The organism is Bacillus sp. PK3-067 (assembly GCF_056738645.1).
In genome coordinates, this window is the sequence record NZ_CP096492.1 from 35,235 (window position 1) to 53,516 (window position 18,282).

The following is an 18,282-nucleotide window of genomic DNA, read 5'->3' on the forward strand; positions in this document are numbered from 1 at the left end:
AAATATTATGAGAGGAAAAGAACTTCTCACACCTGTACAAAGGGAAGAACTATTACATATTTCTGTTGAAACAGAACATGAGCTAGCACTGCATTACACATTCTCTGCAGAAGATCTTGAAATTATTAATCAACATCGTAGAGATCACAATCGCTTAGGATTTGCTGTTCAGCTTTGTGTCATAAGATATCCTGGAATTACTGTTACGAATATACCAGTAATTCCTGAAGGACTCTTAAAGTTTGTTGCTAAACAAATTGGTGTAGACCATACGGTCTATGAAGCATATGCAAAACGAGAACCTACTAGGCGAGAACATCTAGAAGAAATACGTAAAGAATATGGATATCGTAACTTTACCACTCGTGATTATCGAAGGATTTCTAAATTTCTACAACCATATGCATTAGAAAATGGAAATACAATGTATCTGATTCAAACTGTATTACAAGAACTACGAAAAGAGAAAATTATTTTACCTGCAATACCAACAATAGAACGAGCTGTATGGGAAGTACGTAAGCGTACAGAAGAAAAAATTTTTAAAGTACTAACATCCTCTTTGACTTCTTCACAACAAGAAAAGTTAGATAGCCTACTCCATCCAATGCCTAATACTTCAAAAACTTATTTATCTTGGCTAAGAGAAATACCTGGACAATTTTCTCCTGACGCATTTTTAAAAGTAATTGAACGCTTAGATTACATAAGAAAATTAACATTAAAGCTTGATACCAAAGGGTTACATCCAAATCGAATACGACAATTATCTCGAATAGGAGCAAGATATGAACCTTTCTCGTTCCGACGATTTCACAGCACCAAAAAATATGCAATCATGATTGCATATTTAATAGATTTAACACAGGATTTGGTTGATCAAGCATTTGAAATTCATGATAAACAAATTATGAATCTTCAACTAAAAGGAAGGAAACAGCAAGAAGAAATTCAAAAACAGAATGGAAAATCAGTTAATGAAAAAATCAATCATTACGCGACTTTAGGAACAGCTTTAATTAAAGCTAGACAAGAAAATTTAGATCCATTTTTATTATTAGAAACGGTGATGCCTTGGGATACATTTGTAGCCTCTGTAGAGGAAGCAAAAAAGTTATCTCGTCCTATGAATTATGATTATCTTGATTTATTAGAAAGTCGTTATAATTATTTACGTAAGTATACGCCAACACTACTCAGAACATTAGAATTTCGATCTACCAAGTATGCAAATCCCGTTTTATTAGCTTTAGATACTATCCACGAGTTAAATGAAGCTGGAAAACGAAAAGTTCCAGAAGGTGCTCCATTAAGCTTTGTTTCCAAGCGTTGGGAAAGATATGTATATGATGAAGACGGAAGTATTAATCGACATTTTTACGAATTAGCCGCATTTACTGAACTCCGAAATTATGTACGCTCAGGGGATATTTCTATTGTAGGTAGTAGACAACATAAAGATTTTGATGAATATCTTATTCCACAACAAGAATGGACAAAGGGTAAAAATATCGGCACCAGGTTAGCGGTTCCGATTCAAGTAGAAGAATACATAAAAGAGCGCACTGAAACCCTTTTGCATCGAATTCAATCCTTTTCTAAAAATATAAATTCTCTAGAAGGCGTAGATTTAGAAAAAGGAAGTTTGCGTATTCATCGCTTAGAACGAGATGTCCCAGAAGACACCAAGAAACTAAGCGCTAAGCTATACAATATGTTACCACGTATAAAACTAACGGATTTATTACTAGAAGTGTCGAATTGGACAAATTTTGAACAGCAACTGATTCACGCATCAACAAATAAACCGCCTAAAGGCGATGAAATTATTATATCTCTTGCTGCAATGATGGCGATGGGAACTAATATCGGTCTAACTAAAATGGCAGATGCAACTCCAGATATCACCTATCATCAGTTAGCTCATGCTAGCCAATGGCGAATGTATGACGATGCCTTACAACGTGCTCAATCTATACTTGTAAACTTTCAGCATAAAATCCCTTTATCCTCTTATTGGGGAGATGGGACTACTTCATCATCGGATGGTATGAGAGTTCAAATTGGGGTATCTTCTCTCAGCGCTAGCTTCAATCCACACTATGGAACCGGAAAAGGAGCGACCATTTATCGATTCGTAAGTGATCAATTTTCTTCTTTTTACACAAAGGTAATTAATACAAATGCTAGAGATGCTGTACATGTTATCGATGGATTATTACATCATGAATCTGATTTGGTTATTGAAGAGCATTATACAGATACAGCTGGCTATACAGATCAAGTCTTTGGATTGGCTCATTTATTAGGTTTTCGCTTTGCGCCTCGGTTACGTGATTTAGCCACTTCTAAATTATATACGATTGGATCACCTAAAGAATTCTCAAATATAGAATCCTTAATACGGGGACAAATTAATATGAAGTTAATTTGCGATAATTATGATGATGTTTTACGGCTAGCTCATTCTATCCGAGAAAGTAAAGTATCGGGTGCATTGATTATGGGGAAATTAGGGTCTTATACCCGTCAAAATAAAGTGGCGAAGGCACTAAGAGAAATAGGAAGAATTGAGAAAACAATTTTCATCTTAGATTATCTTTCAGATAAAACAATGCGTAGACGTATTCAACGAGGATTGAATAAAGGAGAAGCTATGAATGCACTTGCTCGAGCTATTTTCTTTGGAAAACATGGTGAATTACGAGAAAGAGCGCTACAAGATCAACTTCAAAGAAGTAGTGCACTAAACCTCTTAATTAATGCAATTAGTGTGTGGAATACTGTTTATTTAAGTGAAGCAATAAACGTTTTGAAGAAAAAAGAAAAATTTGATGAAGAACTATTAAAACACATTTCTCCATTAGGATGGGAACACATTAACTTCCTAGGAGAATACCGATTTAGTAAAAAAGAAATTGCACCATTAGACTCTCTACGACCATTACAGATAACTTAGTAGTAAGAAGCCGATTATCTCTTAGCGTACAGGAAATCGGCTTTTTCTTTATAAAATTTTGCTTAGCGTACGAAATTCGCGTTTTGTTGGTGCTACCCCTTTATGGAAAGTATTAAAAAAAGACACCTAAAAGAGTGTCTTTCTTTTAAAATAAACATACTATTGAATCCAACCCTCATACTTAGCGACATATCCCCCACCATCTTCATTGATTTCTTTTAAATACCAATACACTGTCCCGCCACAAGCTTGTTCAGTAAAAGTAGTAGCAAAAATTCTTTGGGGATTTCTCACTTCTCTTACATACTTACCGTTTTCTTTTGGATAGCATCCTGCTAATTGTTTTACAGAACTTGGTGTATTAGATCCATTTTCTGTACTTGCCGAAGCTGCCCCTATCCCCCCTGTTAATGCAATGCCAGCTGCTAATGCTCCAACTACTAATTTTTTGAACATAATAAATCCCCCTTTAATAGTTTTTTATAACTTGCACCTTAAATGTATCACTTTTGTGATTTTTGTAAATATTTTGAATTTGTAGAAATATTTATTTAATTTTTGTAAATGTTTGTAATTTATTTTATCAAATGGAAAATAGAGGTATTTATGGTGATATGTAATAATGCATGTTCATTCAGCAAAAAATCGTGATAAAATCTAAGCACCTGTTCTATTTTTTTCAATTAAAATGGAAACCTTACTTCTTATTTACCCAAATGGGAGGCGCTTTATGGCGTCTTTTTTTTATTTTCAAAAAGCCATGCTCATTTAATCCATAAAAACATAAAGTAATTTGAATCCATTAAAATACATGAGTGACTCCTTATTTTTCTCCTACTCTTTAAAGGAGGAATTATTATGGGCTTTAGTGGTAGCTGCGGTGGCGGCTGTGGCGGCTGTGGCTTTGCAGGAGGATTTGCTTTATTAGTTGTATTATTTATCTTATTAATTATTGTCGGAGCTTCTTGCTTCTGCTAAAAAACTATTAGAAAAGGCACCCTTATATGGGTGCCTTTTCTTTATGTATAATTATTTATTATCCGATTCATCAGTTTTATTATAAACACATTTTATTTCTCCAAAAATTCCACCATTACTGATAGTTTTTTAGGTGAATTTAGAGATATTTATCATATTATAAAAATATTATGATAAATAAATTGTTATTGTTCTCTTATAATCTTTATCATCCACCATTTAAAGTTTCTTTAAACTATTACATAACATATGTTTTTTTGTACCATGCTTTGTTAATGCATTTAACCTTCTTAGGTGTTGAGAATTTAGTATTATCCCTTGGTATAGCCATATCATTAGAACATCCTGCGATATTTAAACAAAATGTAGCCAATAAAGACAATAATATTAATTTATTCAAATAATCACTTCTAACTCTTTTTTAATTAACATTTTGATATAAAATAAACCTCTCACTAACTTTACATTAGATTAAAAGTTGAAAACTATTCTTATAATCATAAAATGTTAAATTTTTATCCAATGAGATAGTAATACCCCTCCTAAAAACCTGCTTATTTCCCTAAGTCGGTCTTCTTAAATTCTTCAGCATCATGAAATCCTAAATCTAACGAATACAACATTTCTAATGTCTCTGAAGCTCCAATATATTTCAAAATACTCTCTATATCTTTGTATGATTGAAAATATAAAATTTTTGCTTTTGGTATTTTTCCGTCAGTTTGTAATTTTTTCTTCTTAATTCCTAATTCTTCAAACATAAAATTATTTAAATGCTCCAAGATATCTTCAGACCCATGAATACGAAAGCGTGGTCTAACATAAATTTTATTTTCAGATCGTTTAACTTTTATCGTGCCAAGTTCATGCCTCAATAAAACATATTTTTTAATGAATATTTTTTTATTAAACTTACCTTTAGGAAATAACCTGGATTTTCCTCGTATCGGTGTCCAACCAAATTCTTTTACCTTTGTAATAAATGGATGGTCACTATTCATAGACATATACCATTCCACATACCCTTTATCTTCACAATATCTTGATCTTGTTTCTTTTCCAAAGAAATCAGCAAACTTTTTTACTATCACTTGTGACTTATGAGTGAATTGAAAATAACCTCCTGATTCATAACCATTACGCCATACCATACCTAAAGCCTCTGAAAATGCATCTGTTTTAATAAAATCATCTATCCAATTCTTCTCTATAAGATTATTAGTCATAAAATATTCCCCTTAAATTTTATCCTTCTAATCAATTGTAAAATAATACTTTATTTCTATAAACGAGAAATTAACCTTTTAAATTTCACGTACTATATCAGATGTGTAAAACCTAATTCCGCAATAAGACCTATTCTACCATCCGTCCCCTTATCCTCTAACCAAGTAAGTACTAAATCCCTTATTTATTCCTCCATCTTTAGTAAGTCATTCCCCCAGATCTTAAACAATCTCAAGTTTTTTATCTTTTTTTCGTAATTAAGCTTGACTGAAGGTCTTGAGGGTTTTTATCATGTGGGAACGATTATGGAATACGGCTGGAAGGCAGATTTATCCCCTACTTTGAAAGATCACAAAAAAGTAATCAATCAAAATAGATGGATAAGCGTCTTGTTTTCGCCATGCGGTCACTTATAAGGTATCCGTATGTATAGACCCTGTTCACTCAGCGATTTTCACCGCATACATCCTTTTACTATGGCTTGTCCTTGTAATATCGTCCCTACACGACAAACTGAATGTACTCCCTAACACCTTGATGTTAACGATAACCACCCGAACCTTTTAGGGATTCGTCCCTGGGCACGTTCTCGCCCTCCCTCATCAGAAGAACAGGATTCCAATGAGGGGTGCTGTTTTTGTAGGCGCATACTCTGTACCCCCTGCACGACCAACAGCTAGCCACGCACGTAACACGTTCCCCCTATATGTATAGCAGCACGGAATTACGGCTTATCAGTTTTTATTTACGTGGTATCAGGCAATTCCACGCGAACAAAAAACAAAAAGGCATCTCCAACTCCTAAATGGCCTGTACATTCACAAGACTTCTAGGCTTAGAGATGCCCTATATATATCTTTTGACTGCAAAAAATACAATTCTAGCATTTACTAGTTGAATTTTAGTCAAACAATAGATAAAATGGGTATATCAAATAAGCCTAGTCGAAAGGCATAATTGTTTAAGGATAGTGGTGGTACACTACTTAAACCGAATTCCTGCATGGTTACAGGTTATGTCTAGTAATTGTTGGTAGCAATTACTAGAGCTGAGTCATTCCCACAACGGTTGGTAGCCGTTAGCATATGGGAGTGGCTTTTTGTTTTGTGTTCATATTCAATTGTTTTTAAGTTTGTTCTATCGATCTTCTTGCTCTTCATTTATGTAAACTATCAAATTATGTTTTGTTTTGTAGAATGGTGCTTGTTGTTTACTACGTTACAACAAGCATTATCCTTTGTAAACAGCGAATTTGCGCACTTTCTCAATAATATCCCTATTTCCCTATTTCCCTATTTCCACTTATAGATATAGGGATATTTCCCCTTTTCCCTATATCTATATTTCCCTATTTTCTTTGTTTTTGCCTCTACTATTTTCTCTACGAAATTACATATTTATTTATTAGCCCTCTCTACTTCATACATCAAAAAAATCTTTTAATATCAACGTTCTTGTTATTAATTACTAACTCTATGATTCTATTGCATAACCCAAATATCATTGTTATAATTTCTTTAAAGATATAGAAATATCCCTATTTCTATAGTTAGAAATATCCCTATTTCCCTATTTCTATTTTTCCCTATTTCTATAAAGGGATATAGGGAAATTTCAAAAACTATAACTGGAGTGTTAAAAATGGCCATTACAATTACTGTAGGTAATTACAAAGGTGGAGTCGGTAAAACCACAAATGCTGTATTGAACTCTTATGAATTTGCTAAAAAAGGTAAGCGTACATTACTAGTTGATCTTGATCCACAAAGTAACGCAACAAAATCTTTAATGTTAACAAAATCAATCCTTAATCCTGATGAAATCGTTACTGTTGAAAAAACATTAATGAAAGGTATACAAGAGGGGAACTTGGATGGCTTAGAAGTAGAAATTACGGATAACTTATATTTAATTCCTTCTTACGTTGATTTCCAGGACTTCGCAAAATTCCTTTATAAAAATTGTTCTTCGGAAGCTGAAGAAGATCATTACTTTAGAGGATTGCTTGAAAAGATAAAGCATAAATACGACTACATATTTATCGATGTTCCTCCAATGTCATTAGAAGTTACAAAGAACGCCGTTGTAGCTTCTGATTATGTTCTAATTGCTCTACAAACACAAGAACGTTCTCTTACTGGTGCTGAGAATTATGTTAATGAGCTTATCAAGTTAAAAGAGCAATATGACCTTGATATTGAAGTAGTTGGTATTCTTCCTGTCCTATTAAAAAACAATGGTAAGGTTGACGAATATATCATGGAAAACGCTCGTGAAATTTTCGGTGAAGAAAACCTATTCAAAAACATCGTTCCTCAAATGGAGCGTATTAAACGATTTGATGTGAATGGTATTACTGAAAAAGATAGACATGATATGAATGTAATTGAACTATACGAAACAATTAGTGATGAATTATTATCTCGTATTGATATGTTTGAAAAAATGAAGGTTGGTGTGTAAAATGGCGAGAACTCCTGGTTTATTAGGTAGAAAGAAAAGTAACTTTGAACCTACTGAGCCTTATGTACCAGAGCAAGGACAAACTACGGTGGAAAATAACGAGGTTCCAGTTACTCCTTCTCAACCTAAGACTGAAGAAAAACAAGTAACTCGAAAAGAAAAAAGAAACGAAAAAACTGAATCAAAAAAGAAATTTAAAAATCAGCAAGGCAGCATTAAAATTTCTAATCAATCAAAAGAAGAACTAGAAGTATTAATGAAACTTACAAACACAAAATTCGCTTATGAAATCATCGATTTACTTATAGATCGCTATGTAGAAAATGAGCTAACGCCTGAACAGAAAAGGAAATTCAAGCTGTTAACAGAGATTTAAAAATATAGAAATATCCCTATTTAGAAATAGGGATATTTCTATATTTCCACTTTTTCTTTATGATATCTTTACTTAATCACCCTATTCAACTTACTTGAATACACGGGTAAAACATCAGATAATAACATAGTTGTTAGCAATACAAACTCAAAATAGTTTTAATAGTTTAAGATAAAAAACTAAATAGGAGTGGTACCTTTGGACAATAAAAGTAAATCTTTTGTAGTAACTGTGACACCTATTACGGAAAGTTCAGATTTAACTATTCAAAACGATCAAACTAACACGGAAAAGGAAATACAGATACCAGAGAAACCAGATAACCGTTTAATCGCATCTAAAACAACTAAGATTTCACCTGCTGTTTTGCTAAAACTGAATACCCTTAAACCATTTATTAAAGAACAAGAAGATATGGGAAAAACATCAATTAACAACATTATTGATATACTTGTTGAAAGCTATGTAGATACTCAACTAGTAAACCGACATTCTAAAGCATATAAAGATATGTATAAACGCCTCTATGAGACGTTAGAGAATAAATAAAGAAAAGAAGTATCCCTGTTTTTCATTAAGGATACTTCTTTTTTATATCCCCTCTTATTAAAACCGCCACCGCTAGCTCATTTTTAAGATTATCGATATAGGAAATAGTTTTAAGCATCAGGTAACACAAATTCCATTTGCCGACTCTGTGTTTTAAATCCAAGTTTTTCGTAGAATCGTATAGCCTTCTTGTTAAATTCTAAAACATTTAATTCTACACTTGTTGCTTGTATTTCTTTAGCATACTCAAATACTTTTTGTACTAATATTTTTCCTATTCCTGTTCCTTGACATATTTCACTTACACCAATATTGCGGATAAAGAGTACTTTTCGCTCAACTAACTTTGGATTTTCGGATGGTTCTTTAATATCTAAAATTATGTAAGCAAGAATCTCTTTATTATTGTCCTCTACTACAAATATCTCTATGGTTTTATCATTAAGCCACTCTTCGTATGCATTGTGATCCAAAGAATCTGAAGTATCAGAGTAAATATCTGGCCTTCCCTCTATATGCAACTGTTGAACTTGCTTGTTTATATTTGATATATCCGAAAAATCTTCTGAAGCAGCTAGTCTTACTGTGAAAGGCAAAACTTCATTAGACATAAGTACATTCCTCCTAATGCTTTATTTAAAGTGGGTTTAACAAAGCGCATCATTCTCGGTAGCAAAGACAAAGAGGAACCCTACTTTCACAAGGGAACCTCCTTGTTCTCACCAGAACTTCCACCACGGCTTTTTTTATACCAAAATTTGATAATAGAACTACAATAAAACCCATAATTCCAAATTACATGTATCTCGAAGGAACTCTTTTTTTATTAGTATTCGACATAATATTAAGATGTAAAATTTTCTTATTTGTTGTAATATCAGGAATGACTTACTTAAAGGAGTAGACAGATGAAAGTGTTAAAAAATTCATGTATCGCAATTGGAGCAAATATTATATTTTGCATAGCTTTATATATTTATAATGCTTATATGTATGAACTTATTTACCCCGTCCCTGGAAGATTTTCCACAGAAGATACTATTCGTGATCTTACTTATATATTTTTTGCGTTTATCACTCCACTAACTATCGGCGTTACTTTTTCAATTAGGTCCTTACGTAAAGAGAAATGCATAAAGATATTATTAATTCCAAATTTAATTTTTTCCTTAATATTTTTAACATTTGCTGGTGGCTTTTTTATTCTATTTTCTTTAGTTGAATTACATATATATATTCGCTAAAACTCTGATAAGCTACTGGTAACGTAGCAGGAGGACCTTAGGAATCATTAGTAAGTAGAAAAGCATGCCTTTCTTACTTTTCTACTTACTTAGAGATTTTTCATTACCAGAACCGCCACCAAGGCTTTTTCTTCTCTTTCGCAGCAGCAACCTCATCCCGAAACTCCTGCATCATTCTCTTCGTTTCCTGCATCTCACGTAGTGTCTTCATAAGCGTCTCGTCTCTTGCTTCCAATCGTTTTTCCACTCGTTCATTATGCGATTCTATACTCGCTTTGATTTCTTCATTACTTTGCTTGGCCTGCTCACTTAATCGCTTCTCCATCGCTAACATACTCTGATTCATTTCTTGCGCCATAACGCTGTACTGTTCCTGTAGTTGCTTTTTAATGTGGAATGGCACTAAGTCCGTTTCCTCAGCCTCGTCTTGAATCAGATCCGGATTAACTTTCTCTATTTGCTGCGCAATCATCTTCGCTGCCTTTTCTAACGTCATACCGTCATGCTTACTTAGTTCAATTAATTTCTCAATGACCATAATGTCACTGTCTGTGTATTGGCGTCTGCCACGATTATCTTTCTTTACAGCGAATCCTTCTCGTGACAATACTTCCATGTACTTTCTAAGGGTGCTATCACTTATTCCTAGTCGTTTATATACTTCACTAGCAGAATAAACAATTTCGTCCGTCATAACGTCACAACACCTCCTAGTGAGAGTATTCCATGATGGTTAAGAAATTCCTGCAAGTAAAAAAAGGAGCCTACTAGGACTCCTTTTTGTTTTAAATCTTAATAGTTAATTGTAGCTTGTCCAGCCGGATACCATGTTCCGTTTTTTGCTAGAGCGAAACCATAGACAGTCTGACCAGAGCTGATTTTTTGTTTAACATTATTTAATGATTCATATCCATATGCCTTATAATCATTCCCGCTTTGTGGATATGCTACTGCTAATGTATTGTAATTATTTGGATCAGAATAACTATTTGTCCAAGCTATTTTTTGATAATACGTTGAAGTGAATGGATTTTCTAAGCCTTTTACAGCAAACTCAACAGTGCTCCCATAGACATTAACAGTAGTATACGCCGTACTTAAAGTATTTAAGTCTGCAACCTTTTCCTTACTTAAAGCTGGTGTGTTTTCTGCCGCCATCACACCGCCAGCTCCAGATAACATGACCCCAGTCGCTAATGCTCCAATTGCTAGTTTCTTTAACATAAAAAATCCCCCTTTAATAGTTTTATAGCTTGCACATTCATCATACTTTCGATTCTCGTATATGTAAATATATTACAATTTTAGAAACATAAAACTATTTATTGCGAATGTTGAGTTAAGATATGTTGTCTGATAATAACGATAGATAGTTATTATCATATGAAAAAGTCCTACATTAAGTAGGACTAAATAGCCTTAGCAATCTCAACAAGTAATCGCATAAACAACGGAATCATTTGAACAACTATATAACCAATCCCTGCACGACTTATTAGCGAGAATCCCCGTTCCTGGCTACCAACCATAATGAACAGCCCACCGCATAACGCTACAACGGATGCAATAGGATAGGATACTGCTTTAATCAAGAAGATAACCGGTTCAAACGCATTTACAATACGATTATACAGTTGACCATCTATATAGTTTTTTATTGCCCCGTCATTGGACTGCACATCTTTAAATACCTCATTCACATCTGGATTATTTCCATCAGCAAATACATGAGGAATATCTATAAAATTATTGAATATAATTACACTGCCAATCATAATTCCTATTCGCGCCGCCACGGGTGCGTATTTTTTTGCTCTCTTTTTGAACAAGCTCCATTTTTTCTTTGCTCCATAGTTACTATCCATAAAATCCTTTATGCTCATTGTCTCCGTTGCCATATGGACCATCTCCCTGTTTTTAATGAAAATCAGTAACCGTAAAGATATTGCAATCCAATCCTTCGCAAAGCTTCTGGAGTTGTTTTCTGCGATATTCCGTCGTAGTGTACCAAATAAACTTAGGTGTCTTTTCAAATACATTGCATTCAATTAACTTACGATACTTCTGCATCTTGATACGATTAGCGCTCATCTTTTGCTCATGATCAACTTCTACAATGTGATAACGGCCATTATCCGTAAATAGTGCATCCGCGATTATAGAGACAATACCTTTCACATTCATTTTTACTTCTTGCTTCCACGTTTTCGGGCATTCATAAGCAATGTAAATATCATTCCTCATAATGTAATGACGAAATTGATTCGAACGCTTGAGTATCTTCTTACTTCCGATACGTTCACGCCCTTCCTTGTTGAGATAATAAATCTTTTCTCCATCTCTAAAGCTAGATACATATTCTTCAATCCCCTTCATAACACGAGAAGCATTCCTGTCACCGCCAAGATCATGAAGTACCTGAATTTGCTTCCTACTAAGAAAGCCGAGTTTCTTCAAGCTCAAGAGTATACTTTCCGTTCGGGCTTCCTTCATTGCTAACTTTTGCATTTTCATGCTCCTTTCTCGCTCTGATATTGATGTGCGGCTTTATGATGTTATCAATCTGCTTATTGTCGATATAAATCGTCTGTACGACCTTCTTCTCGTTCGTTTGATATATAGCCCTTCCCTTTATGTTGGGAAGACTCTCTGCGCCGCCTTCATCTAGCACAGCACGACTCCCGGCTTCTGTCTGCAGTCTGAAGCAAACACGAGCGCCAATGTTCTGACGCAGTTGTGACGGCATAGCGCTATTCGTCGGATATTGGGTTGCATATATTAAACGGAATCCAGCCGCCCTGCCACGACGACCAATATCAACAATAATGTCCTGGCACTCCTGGTATGGCGCTATATCGGCTGCTTCATCTACGATTGCAAAATACCGTACTGGATCTCCGGCTTCTTTTATATCTTCGTATCCTTTTTCTAGTAAGTATTCGTTTCTTGCATTCAGTTTATCTTGTAATTTCCTTAGAGTCTCAAGCGCCTCCTCTGGGTTCTTCGCAATCGATTCGACTTGATTTAGGAATCTGTAACGGTTGAAAGAGAGACCACCCTTCAAATCTATAAGGAATAGCTTTATATTTTCTGATTGGTTGCGTACCAAGGATGTAATGATGAGCTTTAGTACATTAGATTTACCCATATCCGTCATACCGGCAGAGATCATATGTGATAACTGGTCAAAGTCGTGTTTTATCAATCCATCCCTTGTATAACCAATAGGTACTTCCCATCCCCTACATTGCTTTATCATCTCTTCTTCAAATTTCACGAAATCAGGAATCCCTTTCTCGTAAACTCGTATTTTAAGTAGCCCATCGTAAAACAGCTCAATTTCCTTTCTAACGAGTTTTTTCCTGCTTATGATGTTTTGTATTTGATTTAAGATATCTTTTCGCATTCGAAGAGATTTGAAGTCTTGTAGTTTAAAATCATAAACTTTGCTCTTGTGATTTAATCCATCTTCTAAATGTTGTATCTTTTGTTCAAAATCGGAGAAGCTAAGGCCGAGCGGAATCCTATATGCATACTCAACTCCCCATTCATTCCTCGTCTTACGGAGTAGCTGTATGGTCCTAGTCTCTTTCCCTTCTTTTACTTTCAAACCACAATTAACGCAGATCCTTTGAATCTTAGAGGCATCATTTGTTGCTCCTTTTTGATGCATTTTTGATAGGAAGACTACACCACCGACTGCAGCTGAACTTACTAACTCAAATATCACAAACTCGCACCACCCTTCTTTATGTATTCTGCAAGAATAGTCCCTGGAGATTAGAAGAGATAAAAACAATTATGAATCATTGAAAATACTAATCTTTCAATGTCTGAAATAGTATTCCGTGAGCGAATTCTATTCAGAATAGGTGAAACGAAGTTTTAAAAGGCTAGCAATTTGGAACTGAGAATCGCAATTTGTTTGGTATGGTAAAAAGTATTGTGTACTGTTTGGTCTTTATGTCAGTTTTTTTCTCGTGTTTAAAAAAATGACGAAAAGGGCAAGCTATTCATGAGGTGGTAAAGGTGTTCGGATTAGGTAAAAAACGTAGTAAGTTCGGTCGCTGGTTAGACAAGCAAGGGATTACACAAGGAGATTTAGAGAAGGCCGCCAAGTTAAGTAGAGGTACGATTTCGAAAGTATGTAATGATAAAGAATACACACCTAAATTTTCGACTATATCCCAAATAACAAGGGGATTAAAAAAATTAGGAAAAAACATAAATGAAAATGACTTTTGGATGTGATAATCAGCACTCAAAACCAGGGGCTGATTATTTTTTCCTTGAATTTTTCCTACCACTTTGATTTTTTAATTACTTGTCCCTCTTTAATAAGTATGAGGGGGATTTAAAATGCAAATTAATTTCAATAATAATGGAAAGAAAATCAAATTTAAAATAACGGTTAACCAGCCTAGTTTTAAAATCAAAGCAACAAGCCTGTTAATATTACTAAGAATATCAGAGGTTTTAAGTACTATATCGCGTATCTTCTTTTAATAAAAAGCTGACTAAATATGGTCAGCTTTTTATTTTTTTGAAAAAACCTCTTCATAAAAGAACATACATTCGTATATAATAAGAACTAACGTTCTGTTATTTAGGAGGAATAACGGTGTATGACTATTCAATATTGCCAAACCGAATTGTTTTATGTGTAGATCTTCGTAGCTTCTATGCTTCAGTCAGTTGCATCAAGATGGGATTAGACCCACTTCATACTAAATTAGCTGTAGTCGGTGATGTGAATAGGAGCGGTTCGATTGTTTTGGCTGCAACTCCGCCATTAAAAGCGTTGGGTGTTAAGAAAATGGCAAGATTATACGAAATACCACGTCGTAAAGATATCCTTGTGGTGAATCCAATTATGAGCACTTATATAAAATGCTCTAATTTCATCACTAAGTTGGCTCTACAATACGTGCCTATTGAGGATTTCCACCAATATTCCATCGATGAGTTCTTTATGGACATAACGGATAGTATTCATTTGTTTGCTAAAGATCCGTATGAGTTTGCCTTGAAATTCAAGCGTGAAATATATGCGAAGACTCGAATCGAATGCACGATAGGGATTGGTCCCAACCCTTTAATGAGCAAAGTCGCTTTAGATGTGGAAGCAAAGAAAACGAAAGATTGCATAGCATACTGGAAATACGAAGATGTACCCATAAAATTATGGCCAATACGACCACTTAGTAAGTTTTGGGGGATTTCGGGGAAAACAGAAGCGAAGTTAAACCGAAAAGGAATTCATTCAATCGGAGACTTAGCGCAATACCCACTCAAATACTTAAAGCAAAGCTTCGGGGTCATTGGCGAAGAATTGCACTTACATAGTAACGGCATAGATTTTAGCCGCATATCAGAAAAATACGCTCCAGCAACAACTTCTATTGGCAAGAGCCAAATACTTATGCGTGATTACACTATAGAAGAATTTCCGATTATTCTACTGGAGCATATTGAAGAAGTTTGTTATCGAATGCGAAGGCAAAACAAACTAGCTCAAACTATTCATTTTTCCATTGGTTATAGCAAAAATTACGCTGGTGGTTTCAGAAAAACTCACACTATGAACCGACCTACCAATTTAACAATGGATATCTATAAGATTTGTACATATTTTTTACATGAGTTTTATACTGGAGAACCCATTAGAACCATCAATGTTTCTTTAACTAACTTAATCAATGAAGGCGAAGAACAAATCTCACTATTCGATAATGTAATACAACGAGAAAAAGAAATGAAACTAACTAAAGTAATGGATGAAATACGCACTAAATTTGGTAAGAACAGCATATTAAGAGGAATTTCGTATACAAATATTGCAACAGCAAGATACAGAAACACATTGTTAGGGGGACATAAAGCATGAACAACGCTAATATGCCAAAAGGACGAGGAATGGTCAAATGGACTCCATTCGCAGCGATGCCAGAACAATTCGCAGGTATCCGTGAGATTATTAAAGACAAGACAAAAGTAGAACGCCCTACATTAACCCAGGATGAACAAGAACTTATTGAGAATATGCTATTATGTTCGCTGCTTTCTGAAGAAGAAATATTAATTACATATTATGAAGATGGATTTTTACTTACTAGCTATATGACCGTCATTGATATCGATCCATTAACTAAATCTATAATTTGTACGGATGCATTTTATAATAATATAACGTTGAAATTTATCGATATTATTGATGCAAAATGAAAAAGGACCGCCCAACAAGACGGCTTTTTTTTCATTTCAAGTATACATACGATTCCCATTCTACTATGAAATTTTCATAAAACTAAATATTTACATTTTGTAGAATCATCTGTAAAATGTAAATGTAATAATTTTACATAGGGGAAGGGATGGAACGTATGTTAAAGAAACTCAAAAAGTTTATGATTGTTGCCGCAGCAGCTGTTATGTTATCTGCTGGTTTCGCAACTGTCGCTCCTAAAGAAGCGTCGGCTCATTGGGCTGATAACCAAATGAATTGGGCTATGAGAAAAGGGATTATCACATCTTATAACCCGGACAACCTAGCAACTCGACAAGACATGTGGTTAATGATGACCCGTGACATACTTGGATGGTCCGGGGATTTCGGCTATGATTACGCACGATATACTTTAATGGGGCTGCATATAACAGATGGAACCCGCGGAAGTGACTGGGTCACACGTAGTGAGGCTGCTGCAATGATATTAGCCAAAAAAGGCATACAGTTATGGAGCCCTGAAGCGGGATTCTATTACTCCGACCAACGCGCAAGACAGTTAGGTATCTTTGATGGTACACGTGGAAGTAACTTTGCAACAAGAGCTGAAGTTGTATCTATGATTTATAACGCATCTTAAATAATAAAAGCCGCCCAACAGGACGGCTCTTATTTTTGTTAATCAAACTATTCTTTTGCTATATTAAGCTTGCACTTGATATACGTCACAATACCAACCTTTATAATCTTTGAAATACCATGTGATAGCACCTAATTTATTACGATCGTCAACAGGTTCACATTGTAGATAGAAAATACCATCTGCTTCATAAACTAAGTTACCCTTCACTTTGAATTCAGCGAGTTTATCCATAATTTCTTGAGCTAAACTAACTCCTAATCCGCCTGATCTCATTGTCCATTTCATATTATTACCTCCACCGTTATATGCATTTTGTACTCTTTCAATAAAGCTATTCCAACGTCCTTCTGCTAACATACGATGAGGACAATACTTTCCACTCCATGATTGGTGTGTGCGAACTTTACTAATTGGAATATTGTACTGTTTCATGAGTTGAGCTACAACGATAGCGGCATTGTCTTCCGCTTTATAGTATCTATCTCCACCGCTTAAAGAGTAGCAAATTTCAACTCCGATAGACTTACGATTACCATTCCCGTTACCGTCGCCAGCATGCCAGGCGTTACGCTCTAAAGGGATTCCTTGTACTGCTTCTTTATCATCTACTGCAATATGAAATGATACTTGGTTATCATTGCGAATCATATAAGATACTTCATTTTCTGCTGTAGCATCGTTGTAAGTATTATGGACTGTGATAAATTCTGGATTCATTGTATACGGACACTTTGTACCATATTTACTTGGATCAACTAATTTTTTTCTGATTTCCATTATTGAACATCTCCCTTTTCCTCTTCTTGTTTTTGTTTACCACCTAAAATTTCAACTGCATTTGTCAAAGCTTGTGGCAACGGAATACCCATGCGACCAGCATTTTCTAAAAGTGAAAGCAATTCATTACCCATGAAGAAGAAAATTGTTGCTTCACGAATAGCGCTATTACTTCCTAACGCTGCATCTAATTGAGCTGCCGCTCCAACTAAAAGAAAAAGCACCACCTTTTTGGCGATGCCTTTGAAACCAACTTTGCTTTTTAATTCTCCGTTATATCCTGCTGCAATCATGCCAGTTAAATAATCAATAACTGCCATTGTGACTAAGATTTTCAATGTTGCATCCCATCCTCCTAAGAAATACCCACAGAAGCCACCAAAAGTGGCAATAAAGGTTTTAAATAATACATCAATACGATCCATCTTTTTCTCTCCTTTTTTAGATAATAAAAAAAGACCAGCTTATGACTGCTCTATTCGCGTTGTATTTTCAGTTGTTTGTGTCTCTTGCGGAGGACGTTGACCAGTAAATGAGAAATAATCATCAGAACAAAGTTTCTTTTTCCCAAAACCCGTTTCTAATTCATACAAACGCGCGCCACGTTTACATATTTCGCATCTTGTTGCAATACGGAAATATATCGTTCCATCCGTTTCCCCCCACACCTCTACTTTATTCGCACCATATAAACCGGCATTGTTTAGCATATCAAAAGGAATTCGCACAAATACTCCGTTTTCGTTTCTTTCTGAATCTACTAACCTACCAGCAAACGGAGCACCTTGCCCCGCTTGTAAGGGATAACCTTGTAAATCCTTGTACTCATCCATATATTTT

The 18,282-nt window shown here is 34.8% G+C and carries 21 protein-coding genes; 10 read left to right on the forward strand and 11 right to left on the reverse strand.

From position 1 onward, the window contains the following. Positions 1-7: 7 nt before the first annotated feature. Positions 8-2,959 (forward strand): Tn3 family transposase, encoded by a 2,952-nt coding sequence (locus M1D73_RS29440; RefSeq protein WP_481158052.1) that lies wholly within the window; start codon positions 8-10, stop codon positions 2,957-2,959. Positions 2,960-3,118: 159 nt separating this feature from the next. Here the strand turns inward: M1D73_RS29440 and M1D73_RS29445 are convergent, their stop codons facing one another. Then, entirely contained in the window at positions 3,119-3,415 is a 297-nt protein-coding gene (locus M1D73_RS29445; protein WP_336458758.1) for a hypothetical protein, read from the reverse strand. A gap of 402 nt (positions 3,416-3,817) precedes the next feature. Here M1D73_RS29445 and M1D73_RS29450 point away from each other — a divergent pair, with 402 nt between their 5' ends. Then, complete coding sequence (locus tag M1D73_RS29450) at positions 3,818-3,937, forward strand: YjcZ family sporulation protein (protein WP_481158053.1); 120 nt, start codon at positions 3,818-3,820, stop codon at positions 3,935-3,937. 554 nt (positions 3,938-4,491) lie between these two features. Here the strand turns inward: M1D73_RS29450 and M1D73_RS29455 are convergent. Further along, on the reverse strand, positions 4,492-5,163 hold the full coding sequence (locus M1D73_RS29455; RefSeq protein WP_336458757.1) for a hypothetical protein: 672 nt from the start codon (positions 5,161-5,163) through the stop codon (positions 4,492-4,494). A gap of 1,642 nt (positions 5,164-6,805) precedes the next feature. On the opposite strand from M1D73_RS29455, the gene M1D73_RS29460 reads away from it, so the two are divergent. The 3 genes from M1D73_RS29460 (at position 6,806) to M1D73_RS29470 (ending at position 8,552) form a co-directional block, all read left to right on the forward strand. Continuing rightward, positions 6,806-7,627 carry a ParA family protein gene (locus M1D73_RS29460; RefSeq protein WP_001018642.1) on the forward strand — a complete coding sequence of 274 codons (822 nt, stop codon included), beginning with the start codon at positions 6,806-6,808 and terminating at the stop codon, positions 7,625-7,627. Position 7,628: 1 nt separating this feature from the next. Next, a complete protein-coding gene (locus M1D73_RS29465; protein ID WP_142408581.1) occupies positions 7,629-8,003 on the forward strand; it encodes a hypothetical protein in 375 nt (124 codons plus the stop codon). 198 nt (positions 8,004-8,201) lie between these two features. After that, positions 8,202-8,552 carry a hypothetical protein gene (locus M1D73_RS29470; RefSeq protein ID WP_246963843.1) on the forward strand — a complete coding sequence of 117 codons (351 nt, stop codon included), beginning with the start codon at positions 8,202-8,204 and terminating at the stop codon, positions 8,550-8,552. Between the two features lie 110 nt (positions 8,553-8,662). On the opposite strand, the gene M1D73_RS29475 is transcribed toward M1D73_RS29470, so the two are convergent. Next, entirely contained in the window at positions 8,663-9,163 is a 501-nt protein-coding gene (locus M1D73_RS29475) for a GNAT family N-acetyltransferase (RefSeq protein ID WP_098770376.1), read from the reverse strand. A 297-nt stretch (positions 9,164-9,460) separates the two neighbouring features. Here M1D73_RS29475 and M1D73_RS29480 point away from each other — a divergent pair, with 297 nt between their 5' ends. Then, a complete protein-coding gene (locus M1D73_RS29480; RefSeq protein WP_079004476.1) occupies positions 9,461-9,796 on the forward strand; it encodes a hypothetical protein in 336 nt (111 codons plus the stop codon). A gap of 103 nt (positions 9,797-9,899) precedes the next feature. Here the strand turns inward: M1D73_RS29480 and M1D73_RS29485 are convergent, their stop codons facing one another. The 5 genes from M1D73_RS29485 to M1D73_RS29505 all read right to left on the reverse strand — a co-directional run bounded on the left by M1D73_RS29485 (position 9,900) and on the right by M1D73_RS29505 (position 13,526). Then, positions 9,900-10,490 carry a DUF3967 domain-containing protein gene (locus tag M1D73_RS29485; RefSeq protein WP_336458756.1) on the reverse strand — a complete coding sequence of 197 codons (591 nt, stop codon included), beginning with the start codon at positions 10,488-10,490 and terminating at the stop codon, positions 9,900-9,902. 98 nt (positions 10,491-10,588) lie between these two features. Next, a complete protein-coding gene (locus M1D73_RS29490) occupies positions 10,589-11,020 on the reverse strand; it encodes a hypothetical protein (protein ID WP_336458755.1) in 432 nt (143 codons plus the stop codon). A 185-nt stretch (positions 11,021-11,205) separates the two neighbouring features. Further along, positions 11,206-11,694 (reverse strand): hypothetical protein, encoded by a 489-nt coding sequence (locus tag M1D73_RS29495; RefSeq protein ID WP_163061996.1) that lies wholly within the window; start codon positions 11,692-11,694, stop codon positions 11,206-11,208. Positions 11,695-11,713: 19 nt separating this feature from the next. Beyond that, positions 11,714-12,259: a replication-relaxation family protein gene (locus M1D73_RS29500; protein WP_277712416.1), complete on the reverse strand. Its 546-nt coding sequence runs from the start codon at positions 12,257-12,259 to the stop codon at positions 11,714-11,716. Then, positions 12,231-13,526, reverse strand: coding sequence for an FtsK/SpoIIIE domain-containing protein (locus M1D73_RS29505; RefSeq protein ID WP_349917511.1), 1,296 nt, complete (start codon positions 13,524-13,526; stop codon positions 12,231-12,233). Before M1D73_RS29505 ends, M1D73_RS29500 begins: the two co-directional genes overlap by 29 nt. 299 nt (positions 13,527-13,825) lie before the next feature. Between M1D73_RS29505 and M1D73_RS29510 the strand changes: the two genes are divergently transcribed. From M1D73_RS29510 to M1D73_RS29525, 4 genes are all read left to right on the forward strand, one after another. Continuing rightward, the gene (locus M1D73_RS29510; protein WP_086404218.1) at positions 13,826-14,047 is read left to right on the forward strand and encodes a helix-turn-helix domain-containing protein; all 222 of its coding nucleotides are present in this window, start codon (positions 13,826-13,828) and stop codon (positions 14,045-14,047) included. Between the two features lie 370 nt (positions 14,048-14,417). Continuing rightward, a complete protein-coding gene (locus M1D73_RS29515; protein WP_121868685.1) occupies positions 14,418-15,683 on the forward strand; it encodes a Y-family DNA polymerase in 1,266 nt (421 codons plus the stop codon). Beyond that, positions 15,680-16,021 carry a YolD-like family protein gene (locus tag M1D73_RS29520; RefSeq protein WP_086385219.1) on the forward strand — a complete coding sequence of 114 codons (342 nt, stop codon included), beginning with the start codon at positions 15,680-15,682 and terminating at the stop codon, positions 16,019-16,021. The genes M1D73_RS29515 and M1D73_RS29520 overlap by 4 nt, the downstream gene beginning before the upstream one ends. A gap of 158 nt (positions 16,022-16,179) precedes the next feature. Next, on the forward strand, positions 16,180-16,662 hold the full coding sequence (locus M1D73_RS29525) for a protein phosphatase 2C (RefSeq protein WP_086385220.1): 483 nt from the start codon (positions 16,180-16,182) through the stop codon (positions 16,660-16,662). A 63-nt stretch (positions 16,663-16,725) separates the two neighbouring features. On the opposite strand, the gene M1D73_RS29530 is transcribed toward M1D73_RS29525, so the two are convergent. From M1D73_RS29530 to M1D73_RS29540, 3 genes are read right to left on the reverse strand one after another with little or no spacing between them, the layout of a single operon-like run. Next, a complete protein-coding gene (locus tag M1D73_RS29530) occupies positions 16,726-17,442 on the reverse strand; it encodes a peptidoglycan recognition protein family protein (RefSeq protein WP_121868686.1) in 717 nt (238 codons plus the stop codon). Continuing rightward, a complete protein-coding gene (locus M1D73_RS29535) occupies positions 17,442-17,867 on the reverse strand; it encodes a phage holin family protein (protein WP_121868687.1) in 426 nt (141 codons plus the stop codon). Before M1D73_RS29535 ends, M1D73_RS29530 begins: the two co-directional genes overlap by 1 nt. 39 nt (positions 17,868-17,906) lie before the next feature. Continuing rightward, on the reverse strand, positions 17,907-18,275 hold the full coding sequence (locus tag M1D73_RS29540) for a hypothetical protein (RefSeq protein ID WP_086404351.1): 369 nt from the start codon (positions 18,273-18,275) through the stop codon (positions 17,907-17,909). Positions 18,276-18,282: the final 7 nt, after the last annotated feature.

Excerpts from the sequence above, each read along its gene's own strand:
- M1D73_RS29440 (WP_481158052.1), top strand. The coding sequence starts at position 8 with ATGAGAGGAAAAGAACTTCTCACACCTGTACAAAGGGAAGAACTATTA.
- M1D73_RS29445 (WP_336458758.1), bottom strand. The coding sequence starts at position 3,415 with ATGTTCAAAAAATTAGTAGTTGGAGCATTAGCAGCTGGCATTGCATTA.
- M1D73_RS29450 (WP_481158053.1), top strand. The coding sequence starts at position 3,818 with ATGGGCTTTAGTGGTAGCTGCGGTGGCGGCTGTGGCGGCTGTGGCTTT.
- M1D73_RS29455 (WP_336458757.1), bottom strand. The coding sequence starts at position 5,163 with ATGACTAATAATCTTATAGAGAAGAATTGGATAGATGATTTTATTAAA.
- M1D73_RS29460 (WP_001018642.1), top strand. The coding sequence starts at position 6,806 with ATGGCCATTACAATTACTGTAGGTAATTACAAAGGTGGAGTCGGTAAA.
- M1D73_RS29465 (WP_142408581.1), top strand. The coding sequence starts at position 7,629 with ATGGCGAGAACTCCTGGTTTATTAGGTAGAAAGAAAAGTAACTTTGAA.
- M1D73_RS29475 (WP_098770376.1), bottom strand. The coding sequence starts at position 9,163 with ATGTCTAATGAAGTTTTGCCTTTCACAGTAAGACTAGCTGCTTCAGAA.
- M1D73_RS29480 (WP_079004476.1), top strand. The coding sequence starts at position 9,461 with ATGAAAGTGTTAAAAAATTCATGTATCGCAATTGGAGCAAATATTATA.
- M1D73_RS29485 (WP_336458756.1), bottom strand. The coding sequence starts at position 10,490 with ATGACGGACGAAATTGTTTATTCTGCTAGTGAAGTATATAAACGACTA.
- M1D73_RS29490 (WP_336458755.1), bottom strand. The coding sequence starts at position 11,020 with ATGTTAAAGAAACTAGCAATTGGAGCATTAGCGACTGGGGTCATGTTA.
- M1D73_RS29495 (WP_163061996.1), bottom strand. The coding sequence starts at position 11,694 with ATGGCAACGGAGACAATGAGCATAAAGGATTTTATGGATAGTAACTAT.
- M1D73_RS29520 (WP_086385219.1), top strand. The coding sequence starts at position 15,680 with ATGAACAACGCTAATATGCCAAAAGGACGAGGAATGGTCAAATGGACT.
- M1D73_RS29525 (WP_086385220.1), top strand. The coding sequence starts at position 16,180 with ATGTTAAAGAAACTCAAAAAGTTTATGATTGTTGCCGCAGCAGCTGTT.
- M1D73_RS29530 (WP_121868686.1), bottom strand. The coding sequence starts at position 17,442 with ATGGAAATCAGAAAAAAATTAGTTGATCCAAGTAAATATGGTACAAAG.
- M1D73_RS29535 (WP_121868687.1), bottom strand. The coding sequence starts at position 17,867 with ATGGATCGTATTGATGTATTATTTAAAACCTTTATTGCCACTTTTGGT.
- M1D73_RS29540 (WP_086404351.1), bottom strand. The coding sequence starts at position 18,275 with ATGGATGAGTACAAGGATTTACAAGGTTATCCCTTACAAGCGGGGCAA.